General features: G+C 66.3%; 19 protein-coding genes. 6 read left to right on the forward strand and 13 right to left on the reverse strand.

Annotated features, from left to right (window positions below; all coding sequences use genetic code 11):
* Positions 1–57: 57 nt before the first annotated feature.
* The 3 genes from ACEN8I_RS12660 to ACEN8I_RS12670 all read right to left on the reverse strand — a co-directional run bounded on the left by ACEN8I_RS12660 (position 58) and on the right by ACEN8I_RS12670 (position 2940).
* On the reverse strand, positions 58–1128 hold the full coding sequence (locus tag ACEN8I_RS12660) for a pirin family protein (RefSeq protein WP_413328818.1): 1071 nt from the start codon (positions 1126–1128) through the stop codon (positions 58–60).
* Between the two features lie 97 nt (positions 1129–1225).
* The gene (locus ACEN8I_RS12665) at positions 1226–1987 is read right to left on the reverse strand and encodes an ABC transporter permease (protein ID WP_413328819.1); all 762 of its coding nucleotides are present in this window, start codon (positions 1985–1987) and stop codon (positions 1226–1228) included.
* The gene (locus ACEN8I_RS12670) at positions 1984–2940 is read right to left on the reverse strand and encodes an ABC transporter ATP-binding protein (protein ID WP_413328820.1); all 957 of its coding nucleotides are present in this window, start codon (positions 2938–2940) and stop codon (positions 1984–1986) included. The genes ACEN8I_RS12665 and ACEN8I_RS12670 overlap by 4 nt, the downstream gene beginning before the upstream one ends.
* A 426-nt stretch (positions 2941–3366) precedes the next feature.
* On the opposite strand from ACEN8I_RS12670, the gene ACEN8I_RS12675 reads away from it, so the two are divergent.
* Entirely contained in the window at positions 3367–3708 is a 342-nt protein-coding gene (locus tag ACEN8I_RS12675) for a collagen-like protein (protein ID WP_413328821.1), read from the forward strand.
* Positions 3709–3785: 77 nt separating this feature from the next.
* On the opposite strand, the gene ACEN8I_RS12680 is transcribed toward ACEN8I_RS12675, so the two are convergent.
* The 4 genes from ACEN8I_RS12680 to ACEN8I_RS12695 form a co-directional block, all read right to left on the reverse strand.
* Positions 3786–4415, reverse strand: coding sequence for a glutathione S-transferase family protein (locus tag ACEN8I_RS12680; RefSeq protein ID WP_413328822.1), 630 nt, complete (start codon positions 4413–4415; stop codon positions 3786–3788).
* Positions 4416–4439: 24 nt separating this feature from the next.
* Complete coding sequence (locus ACEN8I_RS12685) at positions 4440–4700, reverse strand: YciI family protein (protein ID WP_413328823.1); 261 nt, start codon at positions 4698–4700, stop codon at positions 4440–4442.
* Between the two features lie 79 nt (positions 4701–4779).
* Entirely contained in the window at positions 4780–5211 is a 432-nt protein-coding gene (locus ACEN8I_RS12690) for a VOC family protein (protein ID WP_413328824.1), read from the reverse strand.
* A gap of 55 nt (positions 5212–5266) precedes the next feature.
* Positions 5267–5740 (reverse strand): VOC family protein, encoded by a 474-nt coding sequence (locus ACEN8I_RS12695; protein ID WP_413328825.1) that lies wholly within the window; start codon positions 5738–5740, stop codon positions 5267–5269.
* A 148-nt stretch (positions 5741–5888) separates the two neighbouring features.
* Here ACEN8I_RS12695 and ACEN8I_RS12700 point away from each other — a divergent pair, with 148 nt between their 5' ends.
* The gene (locus ACEN8I_RS12700; RefSeq protein ID WP_413328826.1) at positions 5889–6557 is read left to right on the forward strand and encodes a TetR/AcrR family transcriptional regulator; all 669 of its coding nucleotides are present in this window, start codon (positions 5889–5891) and stop codon (positions 6555–6557) included.
* Between the two features lie 23 nt (positions 6558–6580).
* Here the strand turns inward: ACEN8I_RS12700 and ACEN8I_RS12705 are convergent, their stop codons facing one another.
* The 3 genes from ACEN8I_RS12705 to ACEN8I_RS12715 all read right to left on the reverse strand — a co-directional run bounded on the left by ACEN8I_RS12705 (position 6581) and on the right by ACEN8I_RS12715 (position 9685).
* Positions 6581–7615, reverse strand: a complete 1035-nt coding sequence (locus tag ACEN8I_RS12705; RefSeq protein ID WP_413328827.1) for a porin — start codon at positions 7613–7615, stop codon at positions 6581–6583.
* A 190-nt stretch (positions 7616–7805) separates the two neighbouring features.
* Positions 7806–8798: a Bug family tripartite tricarboxylate transporter substrate binding protein gene (locus ACEN8I_RS12710; RefSeq protein WP_413328828.1), complete on the reverse strand. Its 993-nt coding sequence runs from the start codon at positions 8796–8798 to the stop codon at positions 7806–7808.
* Positions 8795–9685: an N-formylglutamate amidohydrolase gene (locus ACEN8I_RS12715; RefSeq protein ID WP_413328829.1), complete on the reverse strand. Its 891-nt coding sequence runs from the start codon at positions 9683–9685 to the stop codon at positions 8795–8797. Before ACEN8I_RS12715 ends, ACEN8I_RS12710 begins: the two co-directional genes overlap by 4 nt.
* A 79-nt stretch (positions 9686–9764) precedes the next feature.
* Here ACEN8I_RS12715 and ACEN8I_RS12720 point away from each other — a divergent pair, with 79 nt between their 5' ends.
* Positions 9765–10661, forward strand: coding sequence for a LysR substrate-binding domain-containing protein (locus ACEN8I_RS12720; RefSeq protein ID WP_413328830.1), 897 nt, complete (start codon positions 9765–9767; stop codon positions 10659–10661).
* 13 nt (positions 10662–10674) lie between these two features.
* Here ACEN8I_RS12720 and ACEN8I_RS12725 read toward each other — a convergent pair whose 3' ends face one another.
* Positions 10675–11622 (reverse strand): LysR family transcriptional regulator, encoded by a 948-nt coding sequence (locus ACEN8I_RS12725; RefSeq protein WP_413328831.1) that lies wholly within the window; start codon positions 11620–11622, stop codon positions 10675–10677.
* Positions 11623–11743: 121 nt separating this feature from the next.
* Here ACEN8I_RS12725 and ACEN8I_RS12730 point away from each other — a divergent pair, with 121 nt between their 5' ends.
* Complete coding sequence (locus ACEN8I_RS12730; protein WP_413328833.1) at positions 11744–12952, forward strand: MFS transporter; 1209 nt, start codon at positions 11744–11746, stop codon at positions 12950–12952.
* A 65-nt stretch (positions 12953–13017) separates the two neighbouring features.
* On the opposite strand, the gene ACEN8I_RS12735 is transcribed toward ACEN8I_RS12730, so the two are convergent.
* On the reverse strand, positions 13018–13884 hold the full coding sequence (locus ACEN8I_RS12735; RefSeq protein WP_413328834.1) for an oxidoreductase: 867 nt from the start codon (positions 13882–13884) through the stop codon (positions 13018–13020).
* 134 nt (positions 13885–14018) lie between these two features.
* On the opposite strand from ACEN8I_RS12735, the gene ACEN8I_RS12740 reads away from it, so the two are divergent.
* Positions 14019–15002 (forward strand): LysR family transcriptional regulator, encoded by a 984-nt coding sequence (locus tag ACEN8I_RS12740; protein ID WP_413328836.1) that lies wholly within the window; start codon positions 14019–14021, stop codon positions 15000–15002.
* A 23-nt stretch (positions 15003–15025) separates the two neighbouring features.
* Here the strand turns inward: ACEN8I_RS12740 and ACEN8I_RS12745 are convergent, their stop codons facing one another.
* On the reverse strand, positions 15026–15622 hold the full coding sequence (locus tag ACEN8I_RS12745; RefSeq protein WP_413328837.1) for a DUF4142 domain-containing protein: 597 nt from the start codon (positions 15620–15622) through the stop codon (positions 15026–15028).
* 385 nt (positions 15623–16007) lie between these two features.
* On the opposite strand from ACEN8I_RS12745, the gene ACEN8I_RS12750 reads away from it, so the two are divergent.
* Positions 16008–18458, forward strand: coding sequence for a glucose/quinate/shikimate family membrane-bound PQQ-dependent dehydrogenase (locus tag ACEN8I_RS12750; protein ID WP_413328838.1), 2451 nt, complete (start codon positions 16008–16010; stop codon positions 18456–18458).
* The last annotated feature ends 1 nt before the right edge of the window (position 18459 follow it).

Genomic DNA, 18459 nt, shown 5'->3' on the forward strand with positions numbered 1-18459 from the left:
CCGGAAAACAAAAAGCAAATATTCACCGAAAGAAGGGGCGGCGGTTGCCGCCCGCGCTCAGCCGGCCGGCTTTTCTTCTCGCCCGCCCGGGTAGCGCGCAAAACGCGCCGGTTCACGGCCGTGCACAGGCGCATCGTCCGCGAAGGACCAGCCGCCGAACTGGGTGCGCTGGTAATCGGCCAGGGTCTGCGCGATCTCGGCCTGGCTGTTCATCACAAAGGGGCCGTATTGCACCACGGGCTCGCCGATCGGCTTGCCCTGCAGCAGCAGGAACTCGGCTTCCTCTGTGCCGCTGTTGGCCAGCTCCACCGCCTCGCCCGCGCGCAGCGTGATTGCCGCATGGCTGCCAATGGCCTGGCCGGCCACGTCGATGGCGCTGCCCTTGAAGAAGTAGAGCTGGCGCTGTGTGCCTTGGCCTGTGGCCGCGGGCAAGGTCCAGTGTGCGCCCGGCGCCATGCGAATGGTCCAGATCGCCACGTCGGCGTCGGCTTGCGCGGCCCAGGAGTCGGGCGGCGGCGCCAGCGGTGCGGCTTGGGCGTCGCCCATTCGCCCGGCGATGACGGCCACCTCGGTGGTGCGGCCCGCTTCGTCGGTCACTTGCCTGCGCGGAATGTCCTGCGACCAGAACATGGTGAAGTGCGGGGCCGCCATCTTGCCGGCCGCCGGCAGGTTGAGCCAGATCTGGAAAAGCTCCAGCGGGTTGGGGTTGTCCGCATCCAGCAGGGGGAACATCTCGGAATGCACCACACCCTGGCCGGCCGTGAGCCACTGCACGTCGCCGCGGCCGAAGCGCGCGGTCGCGCCCAGGGAGTCGGAATGGTCGACCAGGCCCTTGCGCACAATCGTCACGGTTTCAAAGCCACGGTGCGGGTGTGCCGGAAAGCCCGGCACCGTGCTGCCGTGGTACATATTCCAACCGTCCTTGCGCGCGAAGTCCTGGCCGATGTTGCGTCCCGCGAGCGAGGCGTCCGGGCCCATCTGTCCATTGGCCTTGGGGTAGGCGTCGTCGTGGTAGACGCAAAAGAGGAAAGGGTCCAGCGTCGCCCAGGGAAAGCCCAGCGGCTGGACCTTGAGGACGGGACTGGTGGCGGCAGGCGCGGCGGAATGAGCGGCTTGGTCGGCAGGCATGGCAAGGCCTTTCAGGCGTGGAATGTCTAAAGAACAGATATGAGGCCGGCCTCTATTCCTTCAAGCGGCGCCACCGGCCAGGCCTTTCCCGGCCTCCTCAGGCCTTGAGCTTCCAGCCCGTGCGGAAAATCCACCACACCACGCCCAGGCACAGCCCCAGAAAGCCCAGGATGGCCAGCACGCTGAGGCCCACATTGACATCGGCCACGCCGTAAAAGCTCCAGCGGAAGCCGCTGATCAGGTAGACCACCGGGTTGAACAGCGCGATCTTTTGCCACAGCGGCGGCAGCATATTGATGGCGTAAAAAGCGCCACCCAGAAAGGTCAGCGGCGTCACCACCATCAGCGGCACGACCTGCAGCTTCTGGAAGTTGTCGGCCCACAGCCCGATGACGAAACCGAACAGGCTGAAGGTCAGCGCGGTCAGCAGCAGGAAACACAGCATCCAGAAAGGATGCGCGATCTCATAGGGCACGAACAGCCGCGCCGTCGCCAGGATCAAGAGGCCCAGCATCACGGACTTGCTCGCCGCGGCGCCCACATAGCCCATCACCACCTCCATGGACGACACCGGCGCCGACAGCAGCTCGTAAATCGTGCCCGACCATTTCGGCATGTAGATGCCGAAGGCGGCATTGGAGATGCTCTCGTTGAGCAGCGACAGCATGACCAGGCCGGGGATGATGAAGGCCCCGTAGCGTATGCCCTCGATGTCGCCCATGCGCGAGCCGATGGCGGCGCCGAACACCACGAAGTAGAGCGAGGTCGAGATCACCGGCGAGGCGATGGACTGCATCAGCGTGCGGAAGGTGCGCGCCATTTCAAAGCGGTAAATCGCGCGGATGGCGTGCCAGTTCATGCGGCCTCCTTCTGGGTGGCGGGTTGGCCGGCATGCACCAGGCTCACGAAGATGTCCTCAAGCGAACTCTCGCTCGAATGCAGGTCCTTGAAGTCGATGCCGAGTTCGGCCAGCTGCTTGAGCAGGGCCGCGATGCCGGTCTCCTCGGTCTGTGAGTCGAAGGTGTAGACCAGGGTGTGGCCTTCCTGGGCCAGCTCCAGCGGCAGCCCCGCCAGCGCGGGCGGAATGCTTTGCAGCGGTGTCTGCAGCTGCAGGCTCAGCTGCTTCTTGCCGAGCTTGCGCATCAGCACGGCCTTGTCTTCGACCAGGATCAGCTCGCCCTTGTTGATCACGCCGATGCGGTCGGCCATTTCCTCGGCCTCCTCGATGTAGTGCGTGGTCAGGATGATGGTCACGCCGCTGTCACGCAGGTCGCGCACCATTTGCAACATGCCCTTGCGCAGCTCGACGTCGACACCCGCGCTGGGTTCGTCCAGGAAGAGGATGGTCGGCTCGTGCGACAGCGCCTTGGCGATCAGCACCCGGCGCTTCATGCCGCCCGAGAGCGTCATGATCTTGCTGTCCTTCTTGTCCCACAGGGACAGGTCGCGCAGCACTTTTTCGATGTAGGCCGGATTCGGCGCCCTGCCGTACAGGCCGCGGCTGAAACTCACGGTGGACCACACGGTTTCAAAAGCGTCGGTCGAAAGCTCCTGCGGCACCAGGCCTATCTTGGCGCGGGCGGCACGGTAGTCGCGCACGATGTCGTGGCCGTCGGCGGTCACCGTGCCCGAACTGGGCCTGACGATGCCGCAGATGATGCTGATCAGGGTGGTCTTGCCCGCGCCGTTGGGACCCAGCAGCGCGAGAATCTCGCCGCGCCGGATCTCCAGGTCCACGGACTTGAGCGCTTGAAAGCCCGAGGCGTAGGTTTTGCTGAGTTGTTGTATGGAAATAATGGGATTGGCTTGCACGCGGCATCCTGATGAAAGTGGCACCGGAAGACTGGTGCCAGAAGAGACCCGGATCATTCTATAGAGCGCGGGTGAAAAATGCCCGCCAGGGGTTTTCAGCGCGGCGCGGCCGTTTGTGAGGCCGTGCTGCCGCTGATTCGGGACAGGGTGTCGTGGGCCCGTCCTACAGCATGCGCGGCCGTCCATGGGTAACTTGGACATTCATCCTGTTGTCTGCATCAGAAATGATTCTTTCAAGGCAGTCAGGCATACGGCGACCGCTGCGCGGTTCCGGATGTTTGTCCTCCGGCAAAAGCGTTGTGGCTGGTATTGGTTTCATGCACATGGTCCGTAAAAAAAACAGTTTACGGTCAGGTCCTGTTGACAGGCCCTGGGAACGAACTGTTGGCGCACGCTATCCGTGCGAACTTCTTATCTGAGGATCTTATGAAATACCCACTGCTTTTAGCCGTAGTTGCCGGCACGCTGGCCCTGAGCGCTTGTGAACGCACGGTCGTCGCACCGCCCGCGGCCGTTGTCACCGTTCCCGGCCCCGCCGGTCCTGCCGGCGCCACCGGCGCTTCCGGTACCGATGGTGCCAAAGGCGCCACCGGTGCGGGCGTAGGCATTCCCGGCCCGACCGGCGCCACCGGCGCGACAGGCGCGACCGGCTCCACGGGCTATGAAGGCGCGACCGGTGCCACGGGCGCGACAGGCGACACCGGAAGAACCGGCCGGACAGGCGCCACCGGTGACACGGTCGTGATCGTTCCCGCCCCGGCGCGTTAAGTCGTCAACAGCTTGCAGGCTGCACAGGCCGGCGCACGCGCCAAGCGTTCGCCGGCCTTTGTTGATTCCGCGGTGGATCACGCGGCCGCAGTTGCCTGCAATGCGGGAAAAGGCTCGCGCCAGGCCGGCAGTTCATCGAGCTGCGCATGCCAGCGCCGGATTTCCGGAAAGGCCTGCAGCGGCAGCCCGGTCTTGCCCGCATAGGGCAATGTGATGCCCACCGCGAAGTCGGCCACGGTCAAAGCATTGCCGACGAGGTAGTCGCGCCCCTTGAGGTGCGCTTCCAGCACGCTGGCGTAGCGTTCGAAGTCCGGCGTCACCCTCGCGATTTCGGCCGGGTCGGCTTCGCTGCGCAAAAAGCGCGGCTTGATGATGTGCTCGAAATAAAACGTGGAGGCGGCCGGCGCGAACTCGGTCGCGTCCCACATCAGCCAGCGCAGCACCTCGATGCGGCGCTCGTCCCGCGGCCACAAGTCCGAGCCGGCTTTTTCGGCCAGATGGCACATGATGGCGTTCGATTCCCACAGCACCAGCTCGCCGTCGACCAGCACCGGCACCTTGGCATTCGGGTTCATCGCACAGAATTGCGGCGTGCGGTGCTCGCCTTTTTCCAGCGCGACATGGATGAATTCCACGGGCAGTTTCAGGTGCCTGGCGACGGCGCAGGCTTTTCGCGGGTTCAGCGTGTCCGAGTAATAAAGCTTCATGGGCTTTTCTCCATGCTCTGTGTTTTACGCGGCCATGCGCGGCAGGTCGGACCACACCGGCCTGACTTCTAGGGTCGCGGCACGGGCCATGGGGTGGCCGGCCGCGATGTCGATCGCCTCCTGCATGCCGGCGCATTCAATCAGCCCGTAGGCCGCCATTTTTTCCGCGCTGTCGGTGAAGGGGCCGCTGCTCACCTTGCGGTTGCCGCCGCGCACCCGCACCGTCATCGCGTCGCCGGGTGGGCGCAGCGGGTTGCCGTGCAGGAGGATGCCGCGGCCCTGCATGTCACGGACCCAGGCGCCGGTGTGGGCGCGAAGGCCGCGTCATGGCAGATGATCAAAAGGAACTGCATGTGCCGCCGCCTCAGGGCATGGGCAGCGGCTTGATCACCATCCACGAGACGCCGAAGCGGTCAACCACCATGCCGAAAGACGAGGCGTAAAAGGTTTTCATGATGGGCATTTCCACCTTGCCGCCGTCGGCCAGCGCGTTGAAGAGCCGATTGGCCTCGGCGTCGCTGGCCGCGGTCAGCGACAGCGAAAAGCCCTTGAACTCCGGCTGGCCGGTGCCCATGCCGTCGGAGGCCATCACTTCGCTCTCGCCTATCCTGAAGCAGGCGTGCATGATGTTGTCGCCCGGGATGGCGGCGCCGCCAGGGCCGCAGCCCTCGGTCATGGGTTCGGGGTTTTCCTTGAAGCGCATCATCATCTTCACTTCGGCGCCCAGCGCCTTGCGGTAAAAGTTGATGGCCTCTTCGCAGCGGCCGTTGAAAAACAGGTAAGACTGGACCAGCATGGTGGGCTCCTTGGTGGGTTGGTAAAAGGGATGGGTGGGTTTGTTTCAGGCCTCTTCAGGCCTTGTCGTAGGCCTCTTTGAGGTCCTTGATATTGATCTTGCGCATCTTGAGCATGGCGCTCATGGCGGCGCCGGCCTTGGCCGGGTTTTTGTCGCCCAGCATCTCGCCGAGGGCGGTCGGGATGATCTGCCAGGACAGGCCGAACTTGTCCTGCACCCAGCCGCACTGGTTGGGCACGCCGCCGGCCGAGAGCTTGTCCCAGAGCTCGTCCACTTCCGCCTGCGTCTTGCAGTCCACGAACAGCGAAATCGCCGGCGTGAAGCTGAAATGCGGGCCGCCGTTGAGCGCCATGAACTGCTGGCCCTCGAGTTCGAAGCTGCCGGTCATGACCGAGCCTTCCGGCCCCGGGCCTTCCTTGCCGTAGCGCCTGAGCATGGTGATCTTCGAGTTCTTGAAGATGGAGACATAGAAGTTCATGGCCTCCTCGGCCTGGTCGTTGAACCACAGGAAGGGGGTGATTTTCTGCATGCTCGTCCTTCTTGAAAGAGTGTTTGCCGGAGGGGAAATCCCAGGATCCGGGGCCTTGTGCGGCGGCCGGATCGGCAGTATTGTGTACACCGTCCACAAAAGAATAGCAAAGATAATGAACGCTGTCCACATAAATAAGTAACAAGCCATGTCGAGCGTGCCCCTGATACCGCCACCCCGCAGCACCTACCGCCACGGGGACTTGCGGCGCGCCCTGCTGGACGCCGCTGTGGAGCTGGCCCGCGCGGGCGGGCCCGAGGCCGTGGTGCTGCGCGAAGCCACGCGCCGCGCGGGTGTCGCACCCAATGCGGCCTATCGCCATTTCGAAAGCCGCCAGGTCCTGCTCTATGCGGTGCGCTCCGTCGCGCTGGCGGCGGTGGCCCGCGCCATGGAGGCCGAGCTGGCCGCCCTGCCGCCGGATCTATCGCCCGCCGAATTCGCCCGCGCCAACCTGCGCGCGGTCGGCACCGGTTATCTGCGTTTTGCGCAGGCCGAAAGCGGGCTGTTCCGCACGGCTTTCGGCCCCTCGGATGATTTGAAGGAAAGAGCCCAGGGCGCGCCCGCGGACAGCGAGCGCAAAGGCCAAAGCGGGCTGGACCCCTTTGAGTTGCTGGGAGCCGCGATCGACAAACTGGTGGGTGCCGGCCTGTTGCCGCCCGAGCGCCGACCAGGCGCGGAGTTCCTCGCCTGGTCGGCGGTGCACGGCTTGGCCATGCTGGTCGTGGACGGCCCGCTGGGCCCGCTCATAGGCCCGCAGATGCAGCAGATCGGCCAGCGCGTGATCGATATGGTGGAAAAAGGCCTTTGCGAGCAGTAGGCCCGTCAGCCTGACCTGGCTGCTCAAAAGTTGTGCTGAATGCCCACCCCGTAAACCCGGATCACGTCGTTGGCGACGCGGTTGTTCGGGTCCTGGCGGTCATAAAAGGCGTAGAGCGATGTGCGATTGCTCATCTTGTAGGAGTAGCCTGCCTGGAAGCGCTTGAGCTTGGCGGCCGGATCGCTCTGCACGTCCTTGCGTATGTAGTTGGCCATGACCTTGCTGGTGGGCGTGAGGTCCCAGGACGCGCCAATCATCTGCGCATCGACCTTGCTGCGCGACAGCGGGCCGCCCACGAAGTTGTCGCGGTTGTAAACCGCCCAGGCCCGCACTTCGCCGAAGTCATAGGAGCCGACCAGCATCCACTTGTTCTTGAAGTCGTTGAGCAGGGCGCCGCCGCGCTTGCTGTCGGTGCCGTAGCCCAAGCCCAGGCCCACGGGCCCGCCGCCTTCGCCGTAGCTGATCGAAACATCGGTCTGCTTGTAGTCGCCCTCAAAGCGAATCGGCCCCGCGGGAGTTTCCGCCAGGCCTTCACCGTTGAGGTAATGGCCGGCGCGGAACACAAAATTGCCGATCACCGGGCTGGCATAGCCAATGGCGTTCGAAACACGCGTGCGCGCATTGAAGATGGAGGTGCCTATGGCCGTGGCGCCCGCATCGTGGATGACGTACTCGATGTTTCGGCTGAGGATCGCGTAAATCGGCGTGCGGCTGGGCGCGGCCGAATCAATGCGGCCGATGTTGACGACGCCGAAGTCGCCGCCAATGCCCACGTAGGAGTTGCGGTACATCGGCGTGCTGGCCGCGCCGGTGTCGGAAGAAACTCCCATCTCCAGGCCAAAGAGGGCCTTGAGGCCGCCGCCCAGGTCTTCGACGCCCTTGAAGCCGAGCCGGGATGCGTTGCCCGTGATCAAGGTCTGGGAAATGGAGCCGGTCTTCGAGTTCTCGAAGCTCGTGTCCATCTTCCCGTAAATCGTCACCGTGCTTTGCGCCAGCGCGGCCATGGGTGCTATTGCGCCGGCGGCCGCGGCAGCCAGGCAGATCATCTTCAATTTCATCCCTCACTCCTCAAAAGTTGTTATCGATGGCGGAGATTCATCACCGCCGTTTGGGTTTTCGCGGGCAAAGCTCGCCCAGGCCGCTGAAGATTTCGTCTTCAGCGGGCGGCAAGAAAATTCAGGGGTAAAGGCGCGGGCGTCAGCCGTCCGGCTGTGGCGCCGCGCCAGGGTTGCGGGCACTCATGCGCGGCTAATCGAGAACAATCTTGTTGGCCTGCGCGACGTTCTTGAAGAACTGGATGCGCTGAATGACTTCCTGCCGGTACTCGGCGGGCCGCACATTCTCCGGAAGCATGGCGCCGCGCTTGCGCCAGAGTTCCAGAGTGTCCTTGTCGCGCAGGATGCTGCGCATCGCGTCATAAAGCGTCTGGATGATGGGTTCCGGCGTCTTTGCCGGTGCTGCAAGCCCCGTCCATGAGGTGAGGTTCAGGTCGGGCAGCTTGAGCTCGTCAAAAGTCGGAACATCGGGCAGCTGCGGCACGCGCAGCGGCGCCGCGACGGCCAGCGCGCGCAGGCTCCCGTTCTGCAGCATGCCGAGGTTGGACGAGAGGTTGTTCCATGTCAGCTGGACCTGGCCGGACAGCAGGTCCGTCAGCGCCGGCCCGGAACCCCGGTACGGGATGTGCGTGATGAACAGGCCCAGCTTGGCCTTGAGCAGCTCCATGCTCAGGTGCGCCACCGAGCCGTTGCCCGACGACGCATAGTTCAGCTTGCCTGGATTGGCCTTGGCGTAGCGCACAAACTCAGCAAAGTTTTTGACGGGCAGCTTGGCACTCGCGACCAGCACATTGGGCAGCCTGTCGATCAGCGTGATGTAGGCGAAATCGTTGACCGCGTCATACGGCAGGCTGCTTGACACCGCGGGGTTGACCACATGGGTCGACTGCGAGGTGACGACCAGCGTGTAGCCGTCGGGCGCGGCCTTCGCGCCCATGCCTGTGCCTATGGCGCCGCCCGCGCCGGCCTTGTTGTCGATCACCACCGGCTGGCCGAGCAGCCTGCCCAGCTTGTCGGAGATGGCGCGCGCCGAAATATCCACCGCGCCGCCGGGCGGGAAAGGCACGATCAGTGTGATGGGACGGTTGGGCCAGGCGCGCGCCTGGCCGAATGCCGGGCAGGCTATCGCGCCCGCCGCCGCGGCCGCCAGGCCGAGAACCTGTCTGCGCTTGTGTGTGGTGTTCATGCTGTGTCCTTGGAGGGCGCCTTGCTTTTCGGCTGAGTGGTTTCTTCCCTGATGAAGTTCGCGATGTCCTGCAGCACCAGGTGCAGGCGCTTCCTGAGTTCATGAAACTGCCGCTTGGGCTCGCGCGTCTTTTCGTCGAGGTAGAGAGCCCGATTGATCTCGACCTGCAGGCTGTGCCGTCCGAGCGCGGGCCGGCCGAAGCTGCGCACCAGGTCCTGGCCCGCATACGGGTCGTTCAGCGCGACCGTGTAGCCATGCCGCCGGAACGCTTCGCCGACGAAATCGGCGAAGGCCGCGTCGCAGCTCGCGCCGTGCAGGTTGCCAAGTACAACGTCGGCCAGGGGCTTTTCTGCAAGGCCCAGGCGCGCGTACGCGTTGCTGGGCATGGAATGGAGATTGAGGTGCCACCACCCGCCCTGCCGTGTGCTTGCGCCGGCCAGCGCATCCGCCAGCGCGCGGCGATACGGCCGCCAGCAACTTTCAATCCGCTGCGCAATCTCGCGGGCGTGGAGCCGGCGGTTGTAGATCGGCTCCAGCGTCGGTGTCTTGCTGAAGACCAGGCCGTTGCCCAGCCGCAGGCAGCGATCGGAGGGGGCCACCGGCCCGTCCCATTCGCCGTCCAGCATCGCAAGGTCTATGTCGTCCTCGGCGCGGTTGGTGTCGATGTAGCTGCGTGGAAAGGTCGCGTGCACCAGCGTCGCGCCCACCAGCGGGGCGGCGTCCCACAGCTGCTCGACCAGCGTGTCCTCGCATTGCCGCAGCTGCTGCAACTCGATCGCGAAGTCGAAGTCCTGCGGATAGTAAGTGCCGCTGTGCGGTGAATCGCATACCAGCGCGATGGGATCGCCGGCGGGGCGTATGACTTTGACGGGCGCGGTGTTGCTCATGGGCCGCAGTGTGCAGCCGCGGCCGCCGCAGGGCAAACGACAATTTCAAAGCAAGTGATTAGATGATCTAATATGCCCCATGAAGTTCAAGTCGCCTTCGCTGGCCGAGCTGCACGCCTTTCTCGGGGTCTGCCAGCTCGGCAGTTTTCGCCGCGCGGCCGAGGTGCTCTCCGTCACCCAGGGCGCCGTCAGCCAGGCCATCCTGCGGCTGGAGCAAAGGCTGGGCTGCAGCCTGTTCGACCGGCAAGCCACGGGCGTTGTGCCCACGGCCCGCGGGCGTGAATTCCAGAAGCTGGTGGAAGTGCATGTCGCCGGGCTGGAGTCGGCGGTCACGCAGTTCGGCGGTGCCCCTTCGCAGCGCAAGGTCCGGGTCAGTGTCCTGCCGACTTTGGGAACGCGCTGGCTGGTCCCCAGGCTGGCGGGTTTTCAGTCCCTGAACCCGGGCATCGAAGTGGAACTGCGCCAGTTCCGCTTCGATGAAGACTTCAGGCGTGACGACGTCGACCTGTGGATCGCGCTCAAGCTGCCCGGCAAGAAGTGGCCGCGCGGAATCCAGGGGCGCTACCTGCTGGGCAAGGAGATCACGCCGGCCTGCACACCTGCGCTGGCGCGCAACATCAAGCGCCCCGAGGACCTCGCCACACGCCCCCTGCTCCATCACATCAATTACCCGGCCAATTGGGCCGTCTGGATGGAAGCCGCGGGCGTGAAAAAACCCCTGCCCGCGCTGGGCCCCGGCTTTGACCTGGGCAACAACCTCATCGTTGCGGCTACCGCCGGCATGGGCGCCATCGTCATCCAGCCCTGCCTCATCGAAAGCGAGTTGCGCAGCGGCCAACTGGTCCTGCCTTTTGACACCCGCGTCGCCACGGGCCGCAGCTACTACCTGTGCCAGCGCTCGGCCACCGCCCACACCAATCGCGCGGTGGACGCGTTCGCCGCGTGGCTGCAAGAGCAGGCCAGCGACGCGGCCTGAGCCAAGTGCCTGCTCAGGTGCCGCCCGGCTCCGGGCGTGAAGGCAGGCCCATGCCCGTAGGCAGCCCCTCGCGCAGCGCTTCGACGAAGCGGCGCAGCTTGGCCGGGTAAAAACTCGAATAGGGATAGATCAGCCAGACCGGCAGCGGCGCCGCGCACCACTGCGGCGCCAGGTGCAACAGCCGGCCCTCGGCCACGTCATCGCCCACCAGCCAGCTTGAGGCGATGCTCGCTCCCAGGCCCAGCAGTGTGGCGTTGCGCAGCGCAAACAGGCTGTCCGTGCCCAGGCGCGGCCGTATCGCGAAGCGGTACTCCTCGCTGTCCCGGCCGGCGTGGCGGCGCGTCAGCGTGACTTCGTTGCGGTAGAAGGTCTGCAGCGCCAGCCAGGGCAGGACCTGCAATTCCGCCGGCTGCAGCGGCGGCGGTCTGCCCTGCAGCAGCGATGGCGCGGCCACCACGATGCGCCGGATTTCGGCGATCTTCACGGCCACCAGCGAAGGGTCTTCCACCGCGCCCACATGCACCGCGCAATCGATGCCCTGGGTGATGAAGTCCGGCGTGCCGTCATGCAGCAGCCATTCCACCGTGACGCGTTCGTGGCGCCGCAAATAGTCGACCACGGGCCCCACCAGCTGTTGCTGGCCCAGCGCATGCGGCACCACCACGCGCAGCGTGCCCTCCGGCACTTCCTGGGTGCCGCGCAGGTCGGCCTCAAAGGCGTCCCAGTTGCCCAGCAATTCCTTGGCGCGGCTGAAGCAGCGCTCGCCGTCCTCGGTCAGCTTCATCGCGTGGGTGGAGCGCTGCAGCAGCTTGAGCCCCAGGGATCGCTCCAGCGCCTGCAGGCGCCGGCTCACCGTGGGCTGCGTGGCGTTCATCTGCGCGGCGGCGGCCGACAGGCTGCCCGCCTCCACGATGCGCACAAAGGTCTGCATCAGTTCAATCCGGTCCGGCGCGGTTTTCATGGGGTGTCCGTTCTGCGTTCTTGCATGCGTTTGACGTATGACCATTGTGCCCAATAGCCGCCTTCACAGCGCAAAACCAGGCCCGCATACTCGCCTCCTGCTTCAAACCTGGACTCTTGCCATGACTTCCACTCCTTATACGCATGACCACGCCGCGCCGGCGCTGCCGTTCCCGCTGATCCTCCTGCTCGCCACCGGCGCCGGCCTGGCCGCGGCTTCGCTGTACTACAGCCAGCCCATGCTGGCCCTGCTGCTCGCCGAATTCAAATCCACGCCCGCCGCCATAGGCCTGGTGCCCACCTTGACCACGCTCGGTTACGCGCTGGGCATTGGCCTGCTCGCGCCGCTGGGCGACCGTTATGACCGCCGCCGCATCATTCTTGGCAAGGCTGCGGCCCTGGTGCTGGCCTTGCTGCTGGCCGCCGCCGCGCCCTCGGTGGCGGTGCTCGCGCTGGCCAGCCTGGCCATAGGCCTGGCGGCCACGCTGGCGCAGGACATCGTGCCGGCCGCCGCAACGCTCGCCCCCGAAGCTCATCGCGGCAAAACCGTGGGCACCGTGATGACCGGCCTGCTGCTGGGCATACTGCTGTCGCGCGTGGTGGCCGGTGTGGTGGCCGAGCAGTTCGGCTGGCGCAGCATGTTTGTGGCCGCGGCCGTCAGCATCGCGCTGCTGGGCGTGGCCGTGTGGCGGCGCCTGCCGCGCTTTGAACCGACCACGCAGCTGCCTTACCTGGCGCTGCTGGGCTCGCTGGCCACGCTGTGGAAGCGCCATGGCGCGCTGCGCCGCGCGGCCCTTGCCCAGGGGCTGATCAGCATAGGCTTTAGCGCCTTCTGGTCTACCCTGGCCATCATGCTGCATGCCGCGCCTTTCAACCTGGGCAGTGGCGCGGCCGGCGCCTTCGGCCTGGCTGGCGCGGCCGGTGCGCTGGCAGCGCCGCTGGCCGGCCGCCTCGCAGACAGCAAAGGCCCGGAAGTCGTGACCCGGCTGGGCGCCGCGCTGGTGGCCGCCGCCTTTGTCGCCATGGCTGCCGGCCCCGACCAGCTGTGGCTGATCGCATTGGGCGCCGTGGTGTTTGACCTGGGCGCGCAAGCCACGTTGATCGCGCACCAGACCATCATCTACAGCATTGAGCCCGCCGCGCGCAGCCGCCTCAACGCCGTGCTGTTTATCGGCATGTTCAGCGGCATGGCCAGCGGCGCCTGGCTGGGCAGCGTGGTGCTTGCGCATGCCGGCTGGCAAGGTGTGTGTGTGATGGCGGCGGTGGCCGGTGCAGCCGCGCTGGTGGTGCGCTTGTGGCCCACGAAAAAACTCGCACCCTGCGTGGCTTGAAACCGGCAAGCTTGGTGCACAAAAAAAGGCCTCGCGAGAGGCCTTTTTAATTGACGCAGCGCAGCTCAGGCCGCCAGCGCTTCCTGAGGGAAATCCGTCGAAGCGGCCAGCGCCCGCCAGTCCTTCAGCTCCCTGTCCACAAACGCATGCTTGTCCGCAATCGTTTGCAGCGTGTCGGTGCCCAGGGGCAGGCGCAGCGGCGGGGCGCTTGCATCCACCAGCGCCAGCATGGCCTGCGCCAGCCGCAGCGGGTCGCCGGCCTGGTTGTGGTTGATGCGCGTGGCGGCCGCGCGCACCTGGCCGGCGCTGGCGGCATAGTCGTCCAGGATGCGCGGCGACACCGCCAGCGAATTGCTGTCCAGGAAGTCGGTGCGGAAATAACCCGGCTCCACCACCGTCACATGGATGCCCAGCGGCGCAAGCTCGCCGTGCAGCGCTTCGCTCAGCCCCTCCACCGCGAACTTGGTCGAGCAGTACACGCCAAAGCCCGGACCCGACTGGTAGCCGCCCAGCGAGGAGATGTTGATGACGTGGCCGCTGCGGCGCGCGCGCATGGCCGGCAGCACGGCGCGTGTCACGTTCAGCAGGCCGAACACATTGGTGTCATACAGGCGCCGCACCTCGTCGGCCGTGGCTTCCTCCACCGCGCCCAGCAGGCCGTAGCCCGCGTTGTTGACCAGCACGTCGATGCGGCCGAAGCGCGCCAGCGCGGACTGCACCGCGGCGGCGGCTTGGGCCTCGTCGGTCACGTCCAGCGGAAGTGCCAGCAGCGCGTCGCTGGCAGGAAATTTCTTCTGCACCGAAGCGGCGTCGCGCGAGGTCGCCACCACCGCGTCGCCGTGCGCCAGCGCCGCTTCGGTGATGCGCGCGCCTATGCCGCGCGCCGCGCCGGTGATCATCCACACCCGTTTGAAATCGGTCTTTGCATTCATGGTCATGCCCCTTGAAAAAAAGTTGTTGAGGAGGGCAATGTAGGTCTTCGATTGCGTGTTGAATAGCAGGCAGTCGCTGGGTTCATAATCAAGCAAATCGTGACAATCACAGTCCCAGCCCCAGGAGAACCGCCATGGCCCTGAACGAATTGCGCGCCATCGCCACCTTCGTCAAGGCGGCCGAACTCGGCAGCCTGCGCCAGGCCGCCGCGGCCCAGGCCATCACGCCGCAGGCCGCCAGCCAGGCGCTGGTGCAACTGGAGCGCCACCTGGGCGTGCGCCTGTTCCACCGCACCACGCGCAGCCTGAGCCTGACCGAAGAAGGCGAGCAGTTCCTGCAGGCCGCGCAGCCCGGGCTGTCCACCCTGCAGCGCGCCCTGCACGGCGCGCGCCGCGGCCGCGAGGAGATCGCCGGGCCGCTGCGCATCGCCGCGCCGCGCTCCGTCATGCTGGAGGTGCTGTGGCCGGTGCTCGAGGAATACTGCCGCCGCCATCCGCAGGTCGAGCCCGACATCCAGATGGACGACCGCATAGGCAACTGGGTCGAAGACCGCGTCGACGTCGGCTTTCGCGCCGGCTCGCCGCCCGAGGGCGGCATCATCTCGCGGCGCATCCTGCCGCTGCAGCTCGTCGTCTGCGCTTCACCGGCCTACATCGCGCAGCATGGCGCGCCCCAGACCATTGAAGACCTGGCCCACCACCGCTGCACAGGCTTTCACCACACGGGCACCGGCAAGACCATGCCCTGGGAGTTCAAGGTCGGTGAAGAAGTGGTGGCCCGCAGCGTCGCGACGTCCTTCCTCAGCAATGACGTGGACCTCGAAGCCCGCGCCGTCGTCGCCGGCCAGGCTATAGGCCAGCTGATAGGCGCGACCGCCGCGCCGCTGGTGCGCGCCGGCAAGCTGGTGCCGCTGCTCACGCAGCACGTCACCGAGCACCTGGGCCTGCACGTTTACTACGGCAGCCGCAATGCACAGCCGGCGCGTGCGCGCGCCTTTATCGACCTGGCGGTCGAGCGGCTGGTGGGCAACACACAGTTTTTCCTGGAGCCGCATGAACTGGTGCCGGCCAGGCCAAAGGCAAAAGGCCGGCGCGGCAGGAAATCCTCAGAGCCCTGAGGCCCGCGTGTCAGAACCTGGCATCAGGACTTTGCGGCGGCGGTAGAGGCCACCACTTCCTTGGCCATCTCCAGGTGGTGTTCCACCGTCGGCAGCATCTTGCCGGCCAGGGCCTTGAGGTCGCTGTCCTTGCCGTCCTTCTGGATTTTCTGCAGCAGCTTCACGGTGCTTTCATGGTCGCTCACGGCCGAGCGCTTGGCGTATTCCTTGTCGAACAGATTGCCCGACAAGGCTTTGAGCGCTGTGGCCTTGGTCTTGGCCATGGCGCCCGCGCCGTCCGGCAGCGTGACGTTCTTGGCCCGGGCCAGGGCCTGCACATCGGCCAGGGCCGAGCCGTGTTCGTCGACCATGTGCTGCGCGAACTTTTTCACCTCGGCATTCTGCGATTTCTCCAAAGCCATCTTGCCGGCATCGATCTCAGCCATATTGCCTTGCGCCAGGTCCTGCAGCATCTTGCGGTCGCTGCGGTCCAGCTTGGAGTCGCCCTCGGACTGGGTGGTGGCGGGCGCGGGTGTGCTGCTTTGCGCCTGGACGGCGGGCGCGGCCAGCAGCGCCAGGGCTGCGGCGCTTGCCAGCGCCAGGCCGCAGCTGCGAAATGTGGGTTGTGTCTTGAACGGCATGGAAGACTCCTTGCAGGGGTTTGAAAAGGTTGAAAGCGCGGCACGCGCACGCATCGCGCGCGGCATGCCGCGGAATCCCCAGGATCGCCTCTGCGGCATACGGCCTGCGCCGGGCATTTCCGGCGCCGCGTGTAGGAATCCACTCACCCGAATCAGGCGCGCATTCGGCGCGCAATCTGTTCGCTGGCGTACACAACCAGGTTGCGACGAGGGCCGCCGCCTCAGGCTTCCTACAGACATCTCAGCCCCAGGCTGACGCGCGCGGCGGCATGCGCGGACTAGATTGGCTCCACAGCCGCTGTGTTTTTTCAACGCCTCCATGTCAGGCCCATGGCTGAACCGCGCGGTCCACAGAACACAAAAACACAAAACACGAAGAACAAAAATGCCGACTTACAACCCCTCTCCCGTCAACCCAGCGCTCAAGCCCGTCGACCCGCTCAAACGCCGCACAGCCTGGGCCGCGGGCCTGGTCCTGCTGGTACTCGGTGTGCCCCTGCTGCTTGCCGGGTGCTGGCTCGTCGTGCTGGGCGGCAGTTCCTACTACCTGCTCGCGGGCCTGGGCTTTGTGCTGGCGGGCGTGCTGCTGGCACGCCGCAGCCCGTCCGGCCTGTGGGTCTTCGCCCTGGTGGTGGGCGGCACACTGGCCTGGGCGCTGTGGGAGGCCGGGCTGGACTGGTGGCCGCTGGCGGCGCGCGGCGGCGTGGTGTTTGTCATCGGGCTTTTCCTGCTGACGCCCCGGGTCGCCCGTACCTGGCCCATCCACTCCATCGGCCACGAGGGCTTTCTGGGCGCGCGCGGCGGCCGCTGGGCCCTCGGTTCGGTGCTGGGCGCCTTCCTGGTCGCCGCGGTCGTGACCTGGTTTCATGACGACAACCGCCTGGTGGGCATGCTGCCGCTGCCGCCCATGGGCGCCAGCGCCGCCGCGCAACCGGCCGACACCGTGCCTGCCGATGAATGGCATGCCTACGGCCGCAGCGGCCTGGGCCAGCGTTATTCGCCGCTGGCGCAAATCACGCCCGACAACGTCAAGAGCCTGGAGCTGGCCTGGGAGTACCGCACCGGCGACATGCGCGGCCGCCCCGGCGACCCGCAGGAAACCACTTTCGAGGTGACGCCGCTCAAGGTCGGCAATCGGCTGTTCTTTTGCACGCCGCACCAGTCGGTGATCGCGCTGGACGCCACCACCGGCGCCGAGGCCTGGCGCTTCAACCCCGAGATCCAGGACAAGCTCGCGCTGCAGCACCTGACCTGCCGCGGCCTGTCCTACCAGCCGCCGGCCACCGCGCCCAAGCCCCCTGCCGCCGACGGCTGCACGGCCAAACTTTTTATGCCCACGGCCGACGGGCGCGTGATTGCGCTCAGCCCCGAGACCGGCAAACCCTGCACGTCCTTCGGCGGCGACAAGGGGCAGATCGACCTCTGGGCCGGCATGCCCAACCTCAAGCCCGGCGCCTATTACTCGACCTCGCCCGTGGTCGTGACCTCGCGCCTCATCATCGTTGGCGGCACCGTGCTCGACAACGTCTCCACCAAGGAGCAGTCCGGCGTCATACGCGCCTTCGACATCAACACCGGCGCCTTGGTGTGGGCCTGGGATTCGGGCCGGCCGGGCAGCAGCGCGCCGCTCGCGCCCGGTCAGACCTACACCGCCAACTCGCCCAACAGCTGGTCGATCTCCAGCGTCGACGAGGCCCTGGGCATGGTCTACGTGCCGCTGGGCAACCAGCCGCCCGACCAGTGGGGCGGCAATCGCAGCCCGGCGGTGGAAACCTATTCGTCCTCCGTCGTCGCGCTGGACCTGGCCACCGGCAAGGTGCGCTGGAATTTCCAGACGGTGCACCACGACCTCTGGGACTACGACGTGCCGGCCCAGCCCAGCCTGCTGGACCTCAACATAGGCGGCAACAAGGTGCCCGCCCTCGTGCAGCCCACCAAGCAGGGCGAGATCTTTGTGCTGGACCGCCGCACCGGCACGCCGCTGCTGCCCGTCACCGAAGTCCCCGCGCCGCAGGGTGCCGCGCAGGGCGACCGCAGCGCGCCCACGCAGCCCAAGTCGGCGCTGTCCTTCAACCCGCCGCCGCTGACCGACCGCGACATGTGGGGCGCCACCATGTTCGACCAGCTGTATTGCCGCATCGCCTTTCACCGCCTGCGTTATGAGGGCCGCTTCACGCCGCCGTCCACCCAGGGCACGTTGGTGTACCCCGGCAACTTCGGCGTCTTCAACTGGGGCGGCGTGGCCGTCGACCCGGTGCGGCAGATGGCCTTCACCACGCCGACCTACCTGGCCTTTGTTTCCAAGCTCGTACCCCGGCCCGACGACAGCACGCTGATGGTTCAGGGCAGCCAGCGGCCCCAGGGCAGCCTGCCTTCGCTCAATGAAAATTTCGGCGCGCCCTTTGCCGTCAAGCTCAGCGCCTTTTTGTCGCCGCTGGGCATTCCCTGCCAGGCGCCGCCCTGGGGTTATGTGGCCGGCGCCGACCTCATCACCGGCGCCATCGCCTGGCAGCACAAGAACGGCACCGTGCGCGATCTCTCGCCTGTGCCATTGCCCTTCCGTATGGGTGTGCCCAGCCTGGGCGGCCCGCTGGCCACGGCCGGCGGCGTCGCCTTCCTCTCGGGCACGCTGGACGACTATGTGCGCGCCTACGACGTCAACAACGGCGACGAACTCTGGAAGTCGCGCCTGCCCGCCGGCGGCCAGGCCACACCCATGAGCTATGCCGTCGCCGATGGCCGGCAGTTTGTGCTCGTGGTGGCCGGCGGCCACGGCTCGCTGGGCACGCGCGCGGGCGACTATGTGCGCGCTTATGCGCTGCCACTGGCGCGTTGAG

The organism is Polaromonas sp. CT11-55 (assembly GCF_047303325.1).
In the GTDB taxonomy this organism is placed as follows: domain Bacteria; phylum Pseudomonadota; class Gammaproteobacteria; order Burkholderiales; family Burkholderiaceae_C; genus Polaromonas.

Excerpts from the sequence above, each read along its gene's own strand:
- ACEN8I_RS12660 (WP_413328818.1), bottom strand. The coding sequence starts at position 1,128 with ATGCCTGCCGACCAAGCCGCTCATTCCGCCGCGCCTGCCGCCACCAGT.
- ACEN8I_RS12665 (WP_413328819.1), bottom strand. The coding sequence starts at position 1,987 with ATGAACTGGCACGCCATCCGCGCGATTTACCGCTTTGAAATGGCGCGC.
- ACEN8I_RS12675 (WP_413328821.1), top strand. The coding sequence starts at position 3,367 with ATGAAATACCCACTGCTTTTAGCCGTAGTTGCCGGCACGCTGGCCCTG.
- ACEN8I_RS12680 (WP_413328822.1), bottom strand. The coding sequence starts at position 4,415 with ATGAAGCTTTATTACTCGGACACGCTGAACCCGCGAAAAGCCTGCGCC.
- ACEN8I_RS12685 (WP_413328823.1), bottom strand. The coding sequence starts at position 4,700 with ATGCAGGGCCGCGGCATCCTCCTGCACGGCAACCCGCTGCGCCCACCC.
- ACEN8I_RS12690 (WP_413328824.1), bottom strand. The coding sequence starts at position 5,211 with ATGCTGGTCCAGTCTTACCTGTTTTTCAACGGCCGCTGCGAAGAGGCC.
- ACEN8I_RS12695 (WP_413328825.1), bottom strand. The coding sequence starts at position 5,740 with ATGCAGAAAATCACCCCCTTCCTGTGGTTCAACGACCAGGCCGAGGAG.
- ACEN8I_RS12700 (WP_413328826.1), top strand. The coding sequence starts at position 5,889 with ATGTCGAGCGTGCCCCTGATACCGCCACCCCGCAGCACCTACCGCCAC.
- ACEN8I_RS12705 (WP_413328827.1), bottom strand. The coding sequence starts at position 7,615 with ATGAAATTGAAGATGATCTGCCTGGCTGCCGCGGCCGCCGGCGCAATA.
- ACEN8I_RS12710 (WP_413328828.1), bottom strand. The coding sequence starts at position 8,798 with ATGAACACCACACACAAGCGCAGACAGGTTCTCGGCCTGGCGGCCGCG.
- ACEN8I_RS12715 (WP_413328829.1), bottom strand. The coding sequence starts at position 9,685 with ATGAGCAACACCGCGCCCGTCAAAGTCATACGCCCCGCCGGCGATCCC.
- ACEN8I_RS12720 (WP_413328830.1), top strand. The coding sequence starts at position 9,765 with ATGAAGTTCAAGTCGCCTTCGCTGGCCGAGCTGCACGCCTTTCTCGGG.
- ACEN8I_RS12725 (WP_413328831.1), bottom strand. The coding sequence starts at position 11,622 with ATGAAAACCGCGCCGGACCGGATTGAACTGATGCAGACCTTTGTGCGC.
- ACEN8I_RS12730 (WP_413328833.1), top strand. The coding sequence starts at position 11,744 with ATGACTTCCACTCCTTATACGCATGACCACGCCGCGCCGGCGCTGCCG.
- ACEN8I_RS12735 (WP_413328834.1), bottom strand. The coding sequence starts at position 13,884 with ATGAATGCAAAGACCGATTTCAAACGGGTGTGGATGATCACCGGCGCG.
- ACEN8I_RS12740 (WP_413328836.1), top strand. The coding sequence starts at position 14,019 with ATGGCCCTGAACGAATTGCGCGCCATCGCCACCTTCGTCAAGGCGGCC.
- ACEN8I_RS12745 (WP_413328837.1), bottom strand. The coding sequence starts at position 15,622 with ATGCCGTTCAAGACACAACCCACATTTCGCAGCTGCGGCCTGGCGCTG.
- ACEN8I_RS12750 (WP_413328838.1), top strand. The coding sequence starts at position 16,008 with ATGCCGACTTACAACCCCTCTCCCGTCAACCCAGCGCTCAAGCCCGTC.